Origin of the sequence: Pseudomonas sp. MPB26 (assembly GCF_046605355.1) — a bacterium.
Taxonomy (GTDB): Bacteria; Pseudomonadota; Gammaproteobacteria; order Pseudomonadales; family Pseudomonadaceae; genus Aquipseudomonas; species Aquipseudomonas cedrina.
The window spans coordinates 1,910,008-1,926,982 of record NZ_CP176793.1; the positions used below are offsets into that span (position 1 = coordinate 1,910,008).

General features: G+C 61.6%; 16 protein-coding genes. 9 read left to right on the plus strand and 7 right to left on the minus strand.

From position 1 onward, the window contains the following. Positions 1–26: 26 nt before the first annotated feature. Positions 27–977, minus strand: coding sequence for a choline sulfate utilization transcriptional regulator (locus tag ACLH0H_RS08790; protein ID WP_411381730.1), 951 nt, complete (start codon positions 975–977; stop codon positions 27–29). Between the two features lie 103 nt (positions 978–1,080). Here ACLH0H_RS08790 and betC point away from each other — a divergent pair, with 103 nt between their 5' ends. The 3 genes from betC to ACLH0H_RS08805 all read left to right on the plus strand — a co-directional run bounded on the left by betC (position 1,081) and on the right by ACLH0H_RS08805 (position 5,269). Beyond that, entirely contained in the window at positions 1,081–2,595 is a 1,515-nt protein-coding gene (betC, locus tag ACLH0H_RS08795) for a choline-sulfatase (RefSeq protein WP_411381731.1), read from the plus strand. Positions 2,596–2,613: 18 nt separating this feature from the next. After that, positions 2,614–3,528, plus strand: a complete 915-nt coding sequence (gene choX / locus ACLH0H_RS08800; protein WP_411381732.1) for a choline ABC transporter substrate-binding protein — start codon at positions 2,614–2,616, stop codon at positions 3,526–3,528. A gap of 172 nt (positions 3,529–3,700) precedes the next feature. Further along, positions 3,701–5,269, plus strand: coding sequence for a SulP family inorganic anion transporter (locus ACLH0H_RS08805; RefSeq protein WP_411381733.1), 1,569 nt, complete (start codon positions 3,701–3,703; stop codon positions 5,267–5,269). Between the two features lie 183 nt (positions 5,270–5,452). Here the strand turns inward: ACLH0H_RS08805 and aroE are convergent, their stop codons facing one another. Together aroE and hemF are read right to left on the minus strand one after the other, a co-directional pair. Then, positions 5,453–6,271 carry a shikimate dehydrogenase gene (gene aroE, locus ACLH0H_RS08810; RefSeq protein WP_411381734.1) on the minus strand — a complete coding sequence of 273 codons (819 nt, stop codon included), beginning with the start codon at positions 6,269–6,271 and terminating at the stop codon, positions 5,453–5,455. Continuing rightward, entirely contained in the window at positions 6,271–7,203 is a 933-nt protein-coding gene (gene hemF / locus ACLH0H_RS08815) for an oxygen-dependent coproporphyrinogen oxidase (RefSeq protein ID WP_411381735.1), read from the minus strand. Before hemF ends, aroE begins: the two co-directional genes overlap by 1 nt. Before the next feature lie 160 nt (positions 7,204–7,363). On the opposite strand from hemF, the gene ACLH0H_RS08820 reads away from it, so the two are divergent. Next, positions 7,364–8,341 (plus strand): NADPH:quinone reductase, encoded by a 978-nt coding sequence (locus ACLH0H_RS08820; protein WP_411381736.1) that lies wholly within the window; start codon positions 7,364–7,366, stop codon positions 8,339–8,341. Between the two features lie 343 nt (positions 8,342–8,684). Here the strand turns inward: ACLH0H_RS08820 and ACLH0H_RS08825 are convergent, their stop codons facing one another. The 3 genes from ACLH0H_RS08825 to ACLH0H_RS08835 form a co-directional block, all read right to left on the minus strand. Further along, positions 8,685–9,242 (minus strand): L-threonylcarbamoyladenylate synthase, encoded by a 558-nt coding sequence (locus ACLH0H_RS08825; RefSeq protein WP_411381737.1) that lies wholly within the window; start codon positions 9,240–9,242, stop codon positions 8,685–8,687. A 54-nt stretch (positions 9,243–9,296) separates the two neighbouring features. Beyond that, on the minus strand, positions 9,297–10,391 hold the full coding sequence (dprA, locus tag ACLH0H_RS08830) for a DNA-processing protein DprA (protein ID WP_411381738.1): 1,095 nt from the start codon (positions 10,389–10,391) through the stop codon (positions 9,297–9,299). A 63-nt stretch (positions 10,392–10,454) separates the two neighbouring features. Next, entirely contained in the window at positions 10,455–11,231 is a 777-nt protein-coding gene (locus ACLH0H_RS08835) for a peptidoglycan-binding protein (protein ID WP_411381739.1), read from the minus strand. 135 nt (positions 11,232–11,366) lie between these two features. On the opposite strand from ACLH0H_RS08835, the gene def reads away from it, so the two are divergent. The 5 genes from def (at position 11,367) to ACLH0H_RS08860 (ending at position 15,929) form a co-directional block, all read left to right on the plus strand. Continuing rightward, positions 11,367–11,873, plus strand: coding sequence for a peptide deformylase (gene def / locus ACLH0H_RS08840; protein ID WP_411381740.1), 507 nt, complete (start codon positions 11,367–11,369; stop codon positions 11,871–11,873). Positions 11,874–11,942: 69 nt separating this feature from the next. Continuing rightward, a complete protein-coding gene (gene fmt / locus ACLH0H_RS08845) occupies positions 11,943–12,896 on the plus strand; it encodes a methionyl-tRNA formyltransferase (RefSeq protein WP_411381741.1) in 954 nt (317 codons plus the stop codon). Then, positions 12,893–14,203, plus strand: coding sequence for a 16S rRNA (cytosine(967)-C(5))-methyltransferase RsmB (gene rsmB / locus ACLH0H_RS08850; protein ID WP_411381742.1), 1,311 nt, complete (start codon positions 12,893–12,895; stop codon positions 14,201–14,203). Before fmt ends, rsmB begins: the two co-directional genes overlap by 4 nt. A 22-nt stretch (positions 14,204–14,225) precedes the next feature. Next, positions 14,226–15,599, plus strand: coding sequence for a Trk system potassium transporter TrkA (gene trkA, locus ACLH0H_RS08855; RefSeq protein ID WP_169375253.1), 1,374 nt, complete (start codon positions 14,226–14,228; stop codon positions 15,597–15,599). Between the two features lie 18 nt (positions 15,600–15,617). Further along, positions 15,618–15,929 (plus strand): hypothetical protein, encoded by a 312-nt coding sequence (locus tag ACLH0H_RS08860; protein WP_411381743.1) that lies wholly within the window; start codon positions 15,618–15,620, stop codon positions 15,927–15,929. Positions 15,930–16,065: 136 nt separating this feature from the next. Here the strand turns inward: ACLH0H_RS08860 and ACLH0H_RS08865 are convergent, their stop codons facing one another. After that, entirely contained in the window at positions 16,066–16,953 is an 888-nt protein-coding gene (locus ACLH0H_RS08865; protein WP_411381744.1) for a lysophospholipid acyltransferase, read from the minus strand. Between the last annotated feature and the right edge of the window lie 22 nt (positions 16,954–16,975).

Consider the following 16,975-nt stretch of genomic DNA (forward strand, 5'->3'; position numbering starts at 1 on the left):
ACTCCGGATCCCTTTGGCGCCAAATCCTAGACCGCAATGGACGGCAGGGCCAGCCCGGTCAGCGACTGCGCGCTGCTGGCCTGCTCGGCCACCAGCCAATCGACAAACCGCTCGACCAACTGCCCGCGACGTTTGCGCTGGGGCTGCACCACGTAATAGCCAAAGCGCGAGATCACGGTGTCGCGGATCGGCCGACACAGCCAATTCTGTTCCAGCAGGTTGTCCACCAGATGGCGCCAACCGATAGCCACGCCCTGGCCGGCAATCGTGGCCTGGATCAGCAGGGTGTAATTGTCGAAGCGCAGTTGGCCGGGCGTGGGTGCGGTGGTGATGCCCAGTTCGCGAAACACTCCGCTCCAGTCGAACCAATGGCTGTTGTTTTCCTGGCGCAGGTGCAGCAGAGGGCAATCGTGCAAATTTTGCACGGTCAGCGGCGCGGCCTGGTTCTTCAGCCATTGCGGGCTGCACACCGGGAACACCTCCTCGTTGAACAGCCAGAGACTATCGCCCTGCTTGAAGCGACCATCGCCAAACAGCACCGCCACGTCGATATCGCTGCGCAGGCTGGCGTGGTTGCGTTCGCTGGTCACCAGGCTCACATCCACCTGGGGATTGGCCTGGTGAAAGCGGTGCAAGCGCGGCATCAGCCAGTACGCAGCAAAGGCGAAGTCAGTGGCCACTTGCAACACTTCATGCTGGTCCTGCTGGCTGATCACACTCAGGCCTGAGTTGATCGCCTGCAAACCGCCTTGCACATGCTCAAACAGCAGGGCCCCGGCGTCAGTCAGTTCGATGCCGCGGTAGATGCGATCAAACAGGCGGATCTCCAGTTGTTCTTCCAGTCGCTTGATCTGCTGGCTGACCGCCGGCTGGGTGGTGCCCAGCTCCATCGCGGCGGCCGTGAAGCTGCGATGGCGCGCTGCGGCTTCGAAGGCGCGCAACAAATCGAGGGACAGGTCACCGAGGGCTTCATACATTAGCTGGGCTTATCCTAGACATTGCCTTTCATGGGCTTTACCCCGTTTTCCAAGGGCTGCATGCTCAATCGCATAAACACCGCCTATGGAATGCCGAGAACCCATGAAGCGCAAGAACATTCTTTTCATCATGGCCGATCAAATGGCCGCGCCGATGCTGCCGTTCTACGGATCTTCCCCCATCAAGCTACCGAATCTGAGCCGCCTCGCCGCCCAAGGTGTGGTCTTCGACGCGGCCTATTGCAACAGCCCCTTGTGCGCACCGTCGCGCTTCACGCTGGTGAGCGGGCAGTTGCCGAGCAAGATCGGCGCCTACGACAACGCAGCGGATTTTCCCGCCGATGTGCCGACCTACGCCCATTACCTGCGCCGCCTCGGCTATCGCACCGCGCTGTCAGGCAAGATGCACTTCTGCGGCCCCGACCAATTGCACGGTTACGAAGAACGCCTGACCAGCGACATCTATCCCGCCGACTACGGCTGGGCGGTAAATTGGGACGAGCCGGACGTGCGCCCCACCTGGTATCACAACATGTCCTCGGTGCTGCAAGCCGGTCCTTGCGTGCGCACCAACCAGCTGGATTTCGACGAAGAAGTGGTGTTCAAGGCCCAGCAGTACTTGTTCGACCATATCCGTGAGGACGGCGACCGGCCGTTCTGCCTGACCGTGTCGATGACCCATCCGCACGACCCGTACACCATTCCCAAGCCGTTCTGGGATCTGTACGACGACGCCGACATCCTTTTGCCTGCAACGCCGGCACAAAGTGACCTGGACCCTCACTCCCAACGCCTGCTCAAGGTCTATGACCTGTGGGACAAGCCGCTGCCTGTGAATAAGATCCGCGATGCGCGCCGCGCCTACTTTGGCGCGTGCAGCTACATCGACAGCAACGTCGGCAAACTGCTGCAGACCCTGGAAGACACCGGCCTGGCCGACGACACCATCATCGTCTTCTCCGGCGACCACGGCGACATGCTCGGCGAGCGCGGCCTCTGGTACAAAATGCACTGGTTTGAAATGGCCGCCCGCGTGCCGCTGCTGGTCAGTGCGCCAGGGCAGTTCGCGGCGGGCCGCGTGTCCCAGGCTGTGTCCACCGCCGACCTGCTGCCCACCCTGGTGGAACTGGCCGGCGGCGAGCTGGACCCACACCTGCCGCTGGACGGCCGCTCGCTGGTCCCGCACCTGCAAGGGCAGGGCGGGCATGACGAGGTTTTTGGCGAATACATGGCTGAAGGCACCATCAGTCCGCTGATGATGATTCGCCGTGGCGCCTACAAATTCATCTACAGCGAAGACGACCCTTGTCTACTGTTCGATGTACATAACGATCCACGGGAGCAGGAAGAACTCAGCCAGTCGCCGCTACATCAGGCGCTGTTCGCCGACTTCCTGGACGAGGCGCGGGCCAAATGGGACATCCCGGCGATTCACCAACAGGTGCTCGCCAGCCAACGCCGCCGTCGCCTGGTGTTTGAAGCACTGACCCAGGGCAAGCTCAAGAGCTGGGATCACCAGCCACTGGTGGACGCCAGTCAGCAATACATGCGCAACCATATCGACCTCGATGACCTGGAGCGCAAGGCACGTTATCCACAACCCTGCCAAAACCAATAAACAGATTGAGGGAAGGCCATGCAAAAGTTGACTGTGATGCTGGGTATGTTGGCGTTTGGGAGCGCCCATGTGTACGCGGACACCAGCTGCGAAACCGTGAAGATGGCCGATCCGGGCTGGAGCGATATCGCGGCCACCAATGCCATCACCGGGTTTCTGCTGACGGGCATGGGCTACAAGGCCAAGGTCGACACCCTCGCGGTGCCGATTACCTTTGGTGGGCTCAAGGACGGCCAGGTGGATGTGTTCATGGGCAACTGGATGCCGGCGCAGCAAGGCTTCTACGACAAGTTCGTGGCCAATGGCGATGTGGTGCAATTGGCGAAAAACCTCGACGGCACCGAGTTCACCCTCGCCGTGCCGGATTACGTGTGGGACGCCGGGGTGCACGATTTTGCCGACTTGAATAAGTTTGCCGACAAGTTCGACAAGAAGATCTACGGCATTGGCTCCGGCGCGCCGGCGAATATCTCGTTGCAGGAGATCATCAAGAAGAACGACTTCGACCTCGGCCAGTGGAAGCTGATCGAGTCCAGCGAACAGGCGATGCTTGCCGAAGTGTCACGGGCGGTTAAGAAGCAGAAATTCGTGACCTTCCTCGGCTGGACCCCGCACCCGATGAACGTGCAGTTGAAAATGCACTACCTCAAGGGCGGCGAGAAGTATTTTGGCGACACCGGCAGCGTCTATACGCTGACCCGAAAAGGTTACGCACAGGCCTGCCCGAACGTGGGAAAACTGCTGACCAACCTGAGTTTTACCCAGGAGATGGAGAACAGCATCATGGCGCAGGTGGTCAACAACAAGGTCAGCAATGCGCAAGCGGCGAAGGCGTGGATCAAGGCGAATCCGGCGGTGTTGGATAAGTGGCTTGATGGCGTGAAGACCGTGGATGGCCAGGATGCGCTGGCGGCGGTCAAAGCCAAACTCTAAGGCCCAACACTTTTCCAATGTGGGAGCAGGCTTGTGTGGGAGCTGGCTTGCCTGCGATTCAGGCACCTAGGTATTGCAGGTACACTGCGGTGATGCCATCGCAGGCAAGCCAGCTCCCACAGGGACCCGTGTGTACTGATAATCTGAGCCAACTTTTCCAGCCGAGTTTTTCATGCCCCGGCCCAACCGCCAATCACTGTTCCCCTTCCTCGCCTGGCTCCCGCGCCAAACCCGCGCCAGCGTCGGCCGGGACGCGATAGTCGGCCTCAGCGGCGCCGTGCTTGCCCTGCCGCAGTCGATTGCTTATGCGCTGATCGCCGGTCTCCCACCCGAATACGGCCTGTACGCCGCGATCATCCCGGTGCTGATCGCGTGTCTCTGGGGTTCGTCCTGGCACCTGATCTGCGGCCCAACGGCGGCGATTTCCATTGTGCTTTACGCCAGTGTCAGTCCGCTGGCTGTGCCGGGCTCACAGGACTACATCACCCTGATCCTGCTGCTCACCTTCCTTGCCGGCGTTTTCCAATGGCTGCTGGGCATGTTGCGCTTTGGCGCGCTGGTGAATTTCGTCTCCCATTCGGTAGTGCTCGGCTTCACCTTGGGTGCCGCCGTGGTCATTGCCCTGGGGCAGTTGCCCAACCTGCTGGGGCTGGATTTGCCCAGCCAGGCCACGGCGATCAACAGCCTGCTGGCGCTTGTGGAGCACCGTGGCGAATGGGACCGCGCCTCCCTCGCTCTCGGGCTAGGCACATTGCTGTCAGGCGCGCTGCTCAAATATTGGCTACCACGCTGGCCGACGCTGTTGATTGCTCTCACGCTGGGTAGCCTGACGGCTTGGCTGTGGCCGGCGATGTTCGGGCACGTGGCGTTGGTCAGTTCGTTTGTCGGCAAGTTACCGCCGTTCAGCCCGTTGCCAATGGACCTGGACACAATCCTGCGCCTGCTGCCCAGCGCTGTAGCGGTGGGAATGCTGGGGCTGGTCACCAGCCTGTCGATTGCTCGCTCGCTGTCGGCCCGTTCGCAGCAATTGCTCGACGCCAACCAGGAAGTCCGCGCGCAGGGCTTATCCAACATGGTTGGCGGATTTTTCTCCGGGTATCTGTCAGCCGGTTCCTTTACGCGATCAGGCCTCAGCTATGAAGCCGGTGCTTGTTCGCCGTTGGCCGGCGTTTTTTCTGCGCTCTGGGTGGCAGTGTTCGCGTTGTTCGGGGCGGTGCTGATCGCCCATATCCCGATCCCGAGCATGGCCGCGAGCATCCTGCTGATTTGCTGGGGCCTGGTGGACCATCGCGGCATTCGCGCGTTGTTTCGCGTGAGCCGCGCCGAGTTTGTGGTGATGAGCCTCACCTGCCTCGCAACCTTGCTGTTGGAGCTGCAAACGGCAATTTATGCCGGGGTGCTGGCGTCGCTGTTTTTCTATCTGAAACGCACGTCGCAACCACGGGTGCAGCAGTGGCGGGACGGGGAGGAGGATGTGTTGCGCGTCGGCGGGTCGATCTTTTTTGGTGCCAGCCATTATTTACAGGTACGCCTGCAAAGCTTGCAGGGCGAGCGTGTAGTGATCGAGGCGCAGCAGATCAACTTTATCGATTATTCCGGGGTGGAGATGCTGCACCAGGAGGCGCGCAGATTGCGTGGGTTGGGGCGCAGCCTGACGTTGCGCCGGGCGCGGCCGCAAGTCGTTGAGGAGCTGAAAAAACTGGAAGGCCCGGAAAACTGCCCCATCCATTTCGAAGACTGAACGCGATTAAAACTGTGGGAGCTGGCTTGCTCGTTCAGTTAAGCGTACAGGGTTCTATTGTAGGAGCGAGCTTGCTCGCGAAAAACGTCAACGATAACGCGTGCTTCCTGGATGCACGCGGCGCCTGTGAGTTCTTCGCGAGCAAGCTCGCTCCTACATGGACGGTGCCCCCGTTGGATTGGGTTAAGCCAACTGCCGCCGCAGTTCAGCCAACACCGGCGCCGAATCCGGGCGCACGCCGCGCCATAGCAAGAAGGCTTCCGCCGCCTGCTCCACCAGCATGCCCAGGCCATCCATCGCCACGGCTGCGCCTTGTTCGGTCGCCCAGCGGCAGAACGCAGTCGGTTCCTTGGCGTACATCATGTCGTAGCAAAACGTCCTGCCCGGCTCGATCAGGCTGCCGGCGATCGGCGGTACATCGCCTGACAGGCTCGCCGACGTAGCGTTGATGATCACATCGACCGGCTCACGCAACCAATCGAAACCGCTGGCCGCCACGGGGCCCAGGTCATCAAACAACTCGGCGAGCAACTCCGCTTTTTCCACGGTGCGGTTGGCGATGACCAACGACGCCGGCTGCTCGGCCAACAAAGGCTCCAGCGCGCCGCGTACCGCACCCCCGGCGCCCAGCACCAGGATACGTTTGCCTTGCAGGCTCAAACCGGCGTTGACCCTGAGGTCGCGCACCAGGCCGGCGCCATCGGTGTTGTCGCCAAGCAATGTGCCGTCGGCAAGTTTACTTAAGGTGTTTACCGCGCCGGCGCGATGGGCGCGTTGGGTCAAGGTATCGGCCAAGCGGAAGGCGTCTTCCTTGAACGGCACGGTGACATTGGCGCCACGACCCTGCTGAAAAAACTCACGGGCACAGCCGTTAAAATCCTCCAGCGGCGCGAGCAAGGTGCTGTAGTCCAACTGCTCGCCGGTCTGCTCGGCAAACAGGCGGTGGATCAGCGGCGATTTGCTGTGGCCGATGGGATTGCCGAAGACAACATAACGATCCATCAGACGGCCGCCTTGGGCGCGGCAAGTCCCAGCCAGTCGCGGTCTTGAAGAAAGTAGTCAGTGAGGCGGGCTTCTTCGCTGCCGGCCTCGGCCTTCCAGTCGTAGCTCCAGCGCACTTGCGGCGGCAGCGACATCAGGATCGACTCGGTACGCCCGCCCGATTGCAGGCCGAACAGCGTGCCACGGTCGTAGACCAGGTTGAATTCAACGTAGCGGCCCCGACGGAATTCCTGGAATTGGCGCTGCTGCTCGGTGTAGGCGATGGCTTTGCGGCGCTGAACAATTGGCAGGTAGGCGTCGATATAGGCATCGCCGATGGCGCGGATGAACTCGAAGCAGGTGTCGAAGCCCCACTCATTCAAGTCATCGAAGAACAGGCCACCGATACCACGGGGCTCGTTGCGATGCTTGATGTGGAAGTAGGTGTCGCACCAGGCTTTGTAGCGCGCATACACATCCGGACCGAAAGGCGCACACGCCTGCTCGGCCACGCGGTGCCAGTGAATGCAGTCTTCCTCGTTGCCGTAGTAAGGCGTGAGGTCGAAGCCTCCGCCAAACCACCACACCGGCTCTTCGCCCTCTTTTTCAGCGATGAAAAACCGCACGTTGGCGTGGGAAGTCGGTACATGAGGATTGTGCGGATGGATTACCAGCGAGACACCCAGGGCTTCAAAGCCACGGCCGGCCAGTTCAGGTCGGTGCGCACTGGCGGACGGTGGGAGACCGCTGCCAAATACGTGGGAAAAGTTAACGCCGCCTTTTTCGATCACCGAACCGTTTTCGATCACACGGGTACGACCGCCACCGCCGGCCGGCCGGTTCCAGGCGTCTTCGCTGAAGCGAGTGTCCGTCTCGAAGGTTTCCAGGGCGCTGCAAATACGGTCTTGCAGGTCGAGCAGGTAGGCCTTTACGGCCTCGGTGCGGGTAGTCATGGCATCACCTTGAATCGGGCAAAGCTACGCGAGGCCATTGGGCGTCGGCGGCAAATGGGCGCACAGGATACCACCCCATTCGACTGCGCCGCAGTTGACGAAGATCAAGCTAAGGCGTTGGATAGGCGGCTACGCGAGTTCCAACCCAGGAGAAGTGCAGATGGCCAAACGTATCCAGTTCAGCGCCCATGGCGGCCCCGAAGTGCTTGAATATGTGGACTACACGCCGGCGGAGCCCGGCCCGCAGCAGGTTCGCGTGCGTAACGAAGCGATCGGCCTGAACTTTATCGACACCTACTTGCGCAGTGGCTTGTATGCACCGCCGTCCCTGCCATCGGGGCTGGGTGCCGAAGGCGCCGGTGTGGTCGACGCGGTCGGCAGCGAAGTCAGCCAATTCAAGGTCGGCGACCGCGTGGCCTACGGCAGCGGCCCGCTGGGTGCCTACAGCCAGTTGCATGTGCTGCCCGCCGCCAACCTGGTGCACCTGCCGGACGAGATCAGCTTCGAACAAGCCGCCGGCGCCATGCTCAAGGGCCTGACCGTGCAGTATCTGCTGCGTCAGACCTATGAACTCAAAGGCGGCGAAACCATTCTGTTCCACGCCGCGGCCGGTGGCGTGGGCTCCCTGGCCTGCCAATGGGCCAAAGCATTGGGCGTCAAGCTGATCGGTACCGTGAGTTCGCCGGAAAAGGCCGCCCTGGCCAAGTCCCTCGGCGCTTGGGAAACCATCGATTACAGCAAGGAAAACGTCGCACAGCGTGTTCTGGAATTGACCGACGGCAAAAAAGTGCCGGTGGTATACGACGGCGTCGGCAAGGACACCTGGCTGTCGTCACTGGACAGTGTGGCGCCGCGAGGGCTAGTGGTGAGTTTCGGCAATGCATCAGGCGCGGTGGATGGGGTGAACCTGGGGATCCTGGCGGCCAAGGGCTCGCTGTATGTCACCCGCCCGACTCTGGCGACCTATGCCAACAACGCGCAGAACTTGCAGACGATGGCTGATGACCTGTTCTCGATGATCAAGAGCGGCAAGGTGCGCATTGATATCAACCAGCGGTATCCGTTGGCGGAGGCGGCGAAGGCACAGATGGAGTTGTCGGGGCGGCGTACTACAGGTTCGACCATTCTGTTGCCTTGAGGGCCTCATCGAGGCATAGGTATCTACACATCTTTCACAGACTGGCGAGTCCCCCTGTGGCGAGCGGGCTTGCCCCGCGTTGGACTGCGAAGCAGCCCCAGTCAGCAGAATGCGGTGTATCAGACATTCCCCTGCGCCTGGTTCTGGGGCTGCTGCGCAGCCCAACGCGGGACAAGCCCGCTCGCCACAACAGCTCATTCACTGGGGTTCAGCGTCAAACCCAAGATGTATAGATACCTATGCTCATCGCGGGCAAGCCCGCTCCCACACTTGACCGAGTTGTCATGACGGACATCGATCAAATGTGGGAGCCGGGCTTGCCCGCGATGGCCGCGACGCGGTCTCAGGAAGGCCGCACCACCTCGCCTGTCACCAAATCTCGGATCAGGCTGGGGTTCTTTCGCCCCCCCAGGGCACCGCCTAATACAAGATCCAACTGACCACGGAAATATTGCTCCACGCGAATCCGCGTGCGCGCGGCCGGGCGCCCCTGTGGGTTGGCCGACGTCGAGATCAACGGCCCCACCAACGAGCACAAGTCGCGCACCAGTGGATGGTCCGTCACTCGCAGCGCCACGGTGTCATGCACGCCTGTCACCCATTCCGGCAATAAATCCTGATGGGGCACCAGCCACGTATTAGGCCCCGGCCAAGTGCTGGCCATGCGGTCGATCCAATCCTGCGGGAAGTCTTCGAACAGAAAGTCGAACTGGCGGATGTTGTCCGCCACCAGGATCAAGCCCTTATCGACCGAACGGTTCTTGATCGCGAGCAAACGGTCCACCGCTGCTTCGTTCCATGGGTCGCAGCCCAAGCCCCAAACCGCCTCGGTTGGATAGGCAATCACTGCGCCTGCGCGAATTTCTCGTGCGGTTTCCAGCACACGCCACCGGTTGACCATGGTTGATTCTCCAGACTAAAGCTGCGGGCAGTTTACCGATCTTCTTTACAAAACCTAGCAGCGCGCAAGCCAGCGCCCACTTTCGCAGATGACCTGGCCCTCCAGTTCAAGTTCGGTGAGCATCGCGAGTACCTGGGACAATGGCCGCCCGCTGGCAATCGCCAGGGCTTCACTGGTATGAGGCGCTGCGTGCAGCAGCGCCACCAACGGGTGGGTAACAGGCATCGGCGCCGGACGAGACAGCGCCTGCCAGCCGCGCAAGCCTTCCAGGATATGTTCGATGGTCTCCACCAATACCGCGCCATCGCGGATCAACTGGTGGCAGCCCTTGGCGCCGGGATGATGGATGGAGCCGGGGATGGCATACACCTCACGCCCTTGCTCCGCCGCCAGTTTCGCGGTGATCAGCGAACCGCTGGCCATGCTGGCTTCCACCACCAGTACGCCAAGGGACAAACCACTGATGATCCGGTTGCGCCGGGGAAAGTTGCCGGCCTGGGGCGGCGCGTCCAGCGGAAACTCGGAAACCACGGCGCTGCCCTGGTCGATCATCGCCTCCGCCAGCCGTCTGTGGCGTTGTGGATAAAAATTTTCGAGCCCGGTGCCGAGCACGCCGATTGTCTGGCCACCCACGTCCAATGCCGCTTGATGGGCTGCGCCATCGATGCCTAACGCCAGGCCACTGGTAATCACAAAACCGGCGCTCGCCAAACTGCGGGAAAAGGCTGCCGCCGTGTCCATGCCGGGACGCGATGCACGGCGGCTGCCGACCATCGCCAACTGCGGCTTTTCCAGGATAGAAGGGTCGCCAGCGACGAATAACAACGGTGGCGCATTATCAATCTGAGCAAGCAGTGCGGGGTAATCCGGCTGGTCCCACATCAGCAATTGCTGGGCCGGGCGCGCCAGCCAGGCCAATGCCGCACTGGCACCGTCGCGCACTTCATGGCTGCGCCGGGCATCGGCGCTGGTGGCTGGCAACCCAAGCGAACGCCACGCGCTGGCTGGCGCGCTGATGGCTTTGGACGCAGAACCGAATGCTTCAATCAATAAGTGAAAACGCTTCGGCCCCAGCTCCGGCAGCCGGTGCAAGCGCAGCCGGGCTTCCAGTTCGCACGGGGATATTTCCTGACTGTTCATCTGAGACATTTGATCTTCCTTGACCGTGACAAGCTGTGGATAACTCTGTTGGTAACTTATTTAGCAGGCTATTTATTCCGGGTGACGGGCCGCCTCGAAACGATCGGCCACGGCCAGGGCGCGCGAGGCTTTGAGGACCAGGCCGTAACTGAGCTTTTCGTAGGTGCGAAACACCAGCAGGGTGCCCGCGCGTTCGTCGGGCAGTTTCGTGGCTGCGCCGGTGAGGCCATCGCGCACCGTGGCGCCAGTCTTGATAACGCTGAGCAGTTGACCTTCCACCAAACCGTCGCGGCGGCCTTTGTTCAGGGTCACGGCATCAAGCACGCCGATCTGGGTCACGCCTCTCGGGACATCGATAATGTGCCCTTCGACGTACGGCGCCGTTGGCGGGGCCCCGAGGCTTGCCGGATCGCCGGGAGACTGCGCTCGTAAAAGACGGTCACCGGGACGCACCTCCTGGGTCACCCGCTGTACGGCCAGGGTCGTGAGGTCACCGGCGGTGACAAAGCGCGCAGTGCCGATGTCGTCGGCATTGATGCCCAATAGTTCCTGGGTCTGAGGATCGGTGTAGGCCTTGCCTCGTCGGAATATTCCGTAATTGGGCTGGGAAGGGTCGAGGTCGCCCCTGGCATACACCCGCTCGCCATGGGCGCCGAGTACTCGCCCGGCATCGGCGGCGACGATGTACGGTGCGTTGTCCAAGTCCTGGGGTGAGTCGAGAATGCGGTTATGCAATAAAAAACGCTGGATAGCCTGTTGCGTCGGTTGATCCAGACGCTGGGCGGGTTGGGGCAGCAGGGCCATGGCAAACGGGGCCCACAACAGCAAGACGAGTAGCGATTTCCTCATGGGGTCAATCTCCTTTATTATGTGCGTTCGCGTGAAATGCCTCGGCCTTGGCGGCCTTCAAGGGTTTCACACCGGTCGTGTGGGTCCATCCCAACGCCGATTTGCCTTTACCTCACATGTGCAGCAATTACGCTTATGGCTATTTTGAACATCCTCGAATTTCCCGACTCGCGCCTGCGCACGATCGCCAAACCGGTGGCCGTAGTGGACGACAAGGTTCGTCAGTTGGTCGATGACATGTTTGAAACAATGTATGAAGCCCCGGGCATCGGCCTCGCCGCGACCCAGGTCAACGTGCATCAGCGCGTCGTGGTCATGGACCTGTCGGAAGATCGCAGCGAACCGCGGGTATTCATCAATCCTGAGTTCGAACCCCTGACCGACGAGATGGGCGAATACCAGGAAGGCTGCCTCTCCGTGCCGGAGTTCTACGAGAACGTCGAACGCCCGCTACGCGTGAAGATCAAGGCTCTGGACCGCGACGGCAAGCCGTTCGAGCAGGTTGCCGAAGGCCTGCTGGCGGTGTGTATCCAGCACGAATGCGACCACCTCAACGGCAAGCTGTTTGTCGATTACCTGTCCACGCTCAAGCGCGACCGGATCAAGAAGAAGCTGGAAAAAAAGCATCGCCAGCAAGCTTGATGCCCTTCTTCCAAAGGCTTGCTGCGGCAAGCCTTTTTCTTTTGTGACTGTTTTTAACCGAGACCTCCCATGACCGAGCCACTGCGCATTGTTTTTGCCGGCACTCCCGAATTCGCAGCCGAACATCTGAAGGCCTTGCTTGCCAGCCCTTATGACCTTGTCGCGGTGTACACCCAGCCGGATCGCCCGGCCGGTCGCGGGCAAAAACTGATGCCAAGCCCGGTCAAGCAACTGGCGCTGGAACACGACATCCCCGTGCTGCAGCCGCCGACCTTGCGCAACGCCGACGCCCAGGCTGAACTCGCCTCGCTGAAACCGGACCTGCTGGTGGTGGTGGCCTACGGCCTAATCCTGCCGCAAGTGGTGCTGGATATCCCGCGCCTGGGTTGCATCAACAGCCATGCTTCGCTGTTGCCACGTTGGCGTGGTGCGGCGCCGATCCAGCGCGCCGTGGAGGCGGGCGACAGCGAAAGCGGGGTGACGGTGATGCGCATGGAGGCGGGCTTGGACACCGGCCCGATGCTGCTCAAAGTCACCACCCCGATTACCGCCGCAGACACCGGTGGCAGCCTGCACGACCGCCTTGCCGAGCTGGGCCCTCCCGCCGTGCTCCAGGCCATCGCCGGGCTCGCCGCCGGCACCCTGGAAGGCGAAGTCCAGGACGACAGCCTGGCCACCTACGCCCACAAGCTGAACAAAGACGAAGCGCGCATCGACTGGCGCCGCCCGGCCGTGGAGCTGGAACGCCTGGTGCGTGCCTTCAACCCATGGCCGATCTGCCACAGCACCCTCAACGGTGAAGCCTTGAAAGTGCTGGCCGCGACCCTGGCCGAGGGCAAAGGCGCTCCGGGTGAAATCGTTGGCGCCAGCAAGGACGGGTTGTTGGTTGCTTGCGGCGAACAGGCGCTGTGCCTGACACGCCTGCAATTGCCCGGTGGCAAGGCGCTTAACTTCAGCGATTTGTTCAACAGCCGTCGTGAGAAATTTGCCCTGGGCACGGTCCTTGGCGTGGTGGCCCAATGAACCCGCGTCTGGCCGCCGCCAAGGCTCTCGCCGCCGTGCTCAATGGCAAGGCTTCGCTGAACAGTTCACTGCCCCCGCAACTGGATAAGGTCGAGGACCGCGATCGCGGGTTCACCCAGGACCTGGCCTTTGGCACCGCCCGCTGGCAGCCACGGTTGTCGGCGCTGGCGGCGAAGTTGCTGCAGAAGCCGTTCAAGGCGGCCGATGCCGATGTCGAGGCGTTGCTGCTGGTGGGTCTTTATCAGTTGCTCTATACCCGCGTGCCCGCCCACGCCGCTATCGGCGAGACCGTCGGTTGCGCGGACAAGCTTAAAAAGCCTTGGGCCAAAGCGCTGCTCAACGCCGTACTGCGCCGCGCCCAACGCGAAAGCGAAACACTGCTGGCGGAGCTGGAACATGACCCGGTAGTGCGCACCGCTCACCCGCGCTGGCTGCAAAAATCCTTGAAGGCGTTCTGGCCCCAGCAATGGGAAGCCATTTGCGCGGCCAACAATGCGCACCCGCCGATGATCCTGCGGGTCAACCGCCGCCACCACCCTCGTGACGCCTACTTGCAATTACTCGCCGACGCCGGCATCAATGCCACGCCTTGCGTGTACAGCACTGACGGCATCGTGCTCGAAGCGGCCACCGATGTGCGCAGCCTGCCGGGCTTTGCCGAGGGTTGGATCAGCGTGCAGGACGAAGCCGCGCAACTGGCGGCCGACCTGCTTGACTTAGCGCCCGGCCAACGCGTGCTCGACGCCTGCTGTGCGCCTGGCGGTAAGACCTGCCACATCCTGGAAGTCGAAAAAGACCTGGCCGGTGTAGTCGCTGTCGATCTGGAAGCCAAACGCCTGGTGCGTGTGCGGGAAAACCTCGCACGCCTAGGCCTGAGTGCCGAGCTGATCGCCGCCGACGGCCGCGACACCGCCGCCTGGTGGGACGGCAAACCGTTCCAGCGCATCCTGCTCGACGCGCCATGCTCGGCCACTGGCGTGATCCGTCGCCACCCGGACATCAAGCTTACCCGCCAACCCGATGACATCATCGCCCTGGCCGCACTGCAAGGCGAACTGCTCGATGCGCTGTGGCCGACCCTGGAAGTCGGCGGCATCCTGCTCTACGCCACGTGTTCCACCTTGCCGACGGAAAACACCGAGGTGATCCAAGCCTTCCTTGCCCGCACCAGCGGCGCCCGGGAACTGGACCTCGCCACAACCGCCGGCATCAAGCAGCCCCACGGCCGCCAGTTGCTGGCGCAAGAAGGCGGACACGATGGCTTCTACTACGCCAAACTGATCAAGATCGCCGCCGCACGCGGCTGAACGGGTTTAAGGGAGTGACCGGATGAAAATCATCATCCTTGGAGCAGGGCAGGTCGGTGGCACGTTGGCCGAACATTTGGCCAGCGAAGCCAACGACATCACCGTGGTCGACACCGATGCCGAACGCCTGCGCAACCTCGGCGACCGTCTCGACATCCGCACCGTACAAGGCCGCGCCTCGTTCCCGACGGTACTGCGCCAGGCCGGTGCCGACGACGCCGATATGCTGGTGGCCGTGACCAACAGCGACGAAACCAACATGGTCGCCTGCCAAGTCGCCCACACCCTGTTCCACACCCCGACCAAAATCGCGCGGGTGCGCGAAGCGGCCTACCTGACCCGCGCCGGGCTGTTCGACAACGACGCGATCCCGGTTGACGTACTGATCAGCCCGGAACAAGTGGTCACCCACTACATCAAGCGCCTGATCGAGATCCCGGGCGCCTTGCAGGTCATCGACTTTGCCGGCGGCAAGGCGCAGCTGGTCGCGGTGAAGGCCTACTACGGCGGCCCGCTGGTCGGCCAGCAACTGCGCCAGCTGCGCGAGCACATGCCAAATGTGGAAACCCGCGTCGCGGCGATTTTCCGGCGCGACCGCCCGATCCTGCCTCAGGGCGATACCGTGATCGAAGCCGACGACGAAGTGTTTTTCATCGCCGCTAAAGCGAATATTCGGGCGGTCATGAGCGAAATGCGCCGCCTCGATGAAACCTACAAGCGCATCGTCATCGCGGGCGGCGGGCAGATCGGCGAGCGTTTGGCCGAGGCCATCGAAAGCCGCTACCAAGTGAAGATCATCGAGATGAGCCCCACACGCTGCCGGCATTTGTCCGACACCCTGGACAGCACCGTCGTACTGCAAGGCAGCGCCTCGGACCGCGACCTGCTGATGGAAGAAAACATCGCCGACGCCGATATCTTCCTGGCCCTGACCAACGATGACGAAGCCAACATCATGTCCTCCTTGCTGGCCAAGCGGCTGGGGGCGAAGAAGGTGATGACTATCATCAACAACCCAGCCTATGTCGACCTGATCCAGGGCGGCGACATCGACATCGCCATCAGCCCTCAGCTGGCCACCATTGGCACCTTGCTGGCCCACGTGCGCCGTGGCGATATCGTCAGCGTGCACTCCCTGCGCCGGGGCGCGGCGGAAGCCATCGAGGCGATCGCCCACGGTGACTCGAAGTCGAGCAAGGTGATCGGCAAGGCCATCCGCGACATCGGCCTACCGCCGGGCACCACCATTGGCGCGATCATTCGTGATGAAGAGGTGATCATTGCTCACGACGATACGGTGATCGCCACCGGCGACCATGTGATCCTGTTCCTGGTGGATAAAAAACATATCCGCGATGTGGAGAAACTGTTCCACGTGGGCTTGAGCTTTTTTTGATCGAACGGAGTGACCGGAATGCTCGAATCCCTGGAAAAAATGCTCGCCAAGGGTGTGGATAACGCACTGCTGCGCTTTGGTTTGGGCAAGGGTTATCTGGACTTGAAGGACAACGCCAAGGCGGCGGAGCATTTGCACAAGTGTGTCGAGTTCGACCCGAAGTATTCGGCGGCGTGGAAGTTGTTGGGCAAGGCGCAACTTGGACTGGGTGATCAGGCCGCAGCGCGCCAGGCGTGGGAGAAGGGTATCGAAGCCGCCCAGGCCCATGGCGACAAACAGGCTGAAAAAGAGATGACTGTGTTCCTGAAAAAACTCGACCGCCAAGCCTGAATGGAAATCAAAAATGTGGGAGCGGGCTTGCTCGCGAAAGCGGTGTATCAGTTACACATTCAGTGACTGACACTCTGCATTCGCGAGCAAGCCCGCTCCCACATTGGTTTTGCATCGACTTTGAGTCTGTCGTGAGTCAGTACCACCGCTCTTCACCCGGCGGGCGTTTCTTGAAGCGCTTCATGCTCCACATGTACTGGCTCGGGTAGGCGCCGACATAACGCTCCACCACCTTGCTCATCGCCGCACAGGACGTGGCGGTGTCGGTGCTATACATGTCTTCCGGCGCCGCTTCCAGGATCACTTTGTACCCCGAACCATCCGGCAGTCGCAGGGCATGCAGGAACACGCCAACGGCCTTGTGGCCCGCGAGCATGTTCGGTACGAACTTGCTGGTCAGCGCCTGGGTGGCGAAGAACGGCACGAAGATACCGGCGGATTCGGCCGGCTCCGGGTCGGCCGGAATACCCACCTGGCCGCCTTTGCGCACTTCCTTGATCACACTGAGGATGCCTTCCTTGGTCGACGCCGCCACACGGTTACCCAGTTGCACACGTTGCTTGCGCAGTAATTCATCCACCGCCTTGAGCTTGGGCGGGCGGTAGAAAATGATCGGTTTGCACTGGCTGCAATAGAAGTGGTTCAACACCTCCCAGTTGCCCAGGTGACTGGTGATGCCGACCACGCCTTTGCCCGAGGCGAGGGCCTGGTGCAACACTTCAAGGCCTTCGACTTCGCGCACCAGATCGATGGAGCGCTGGGCCGGCCAGATCCAGGCGCAGGCGCTTTCGGTCAATGATTTGCCGATGTCCATCAGACTGCGGCCGACCAATGCTTCGCGCTCGGCGGGGTCCATGGCGGGGAAACACTTGGAGAGGTTGATCCGCACCGTTTCGCGGGACCGGTTGGGGGTTTTCCACATGATCCAGCCAATGGCCGTGCCGACCGCCTGCACAGCCCGCCAGGGCAGCAGGGCAAATAACCGGAGAGCGCCTACCAGCAAGGCGCCTTTAAACTTTTCCACAGGTCACTCCTGATCGTGTGTG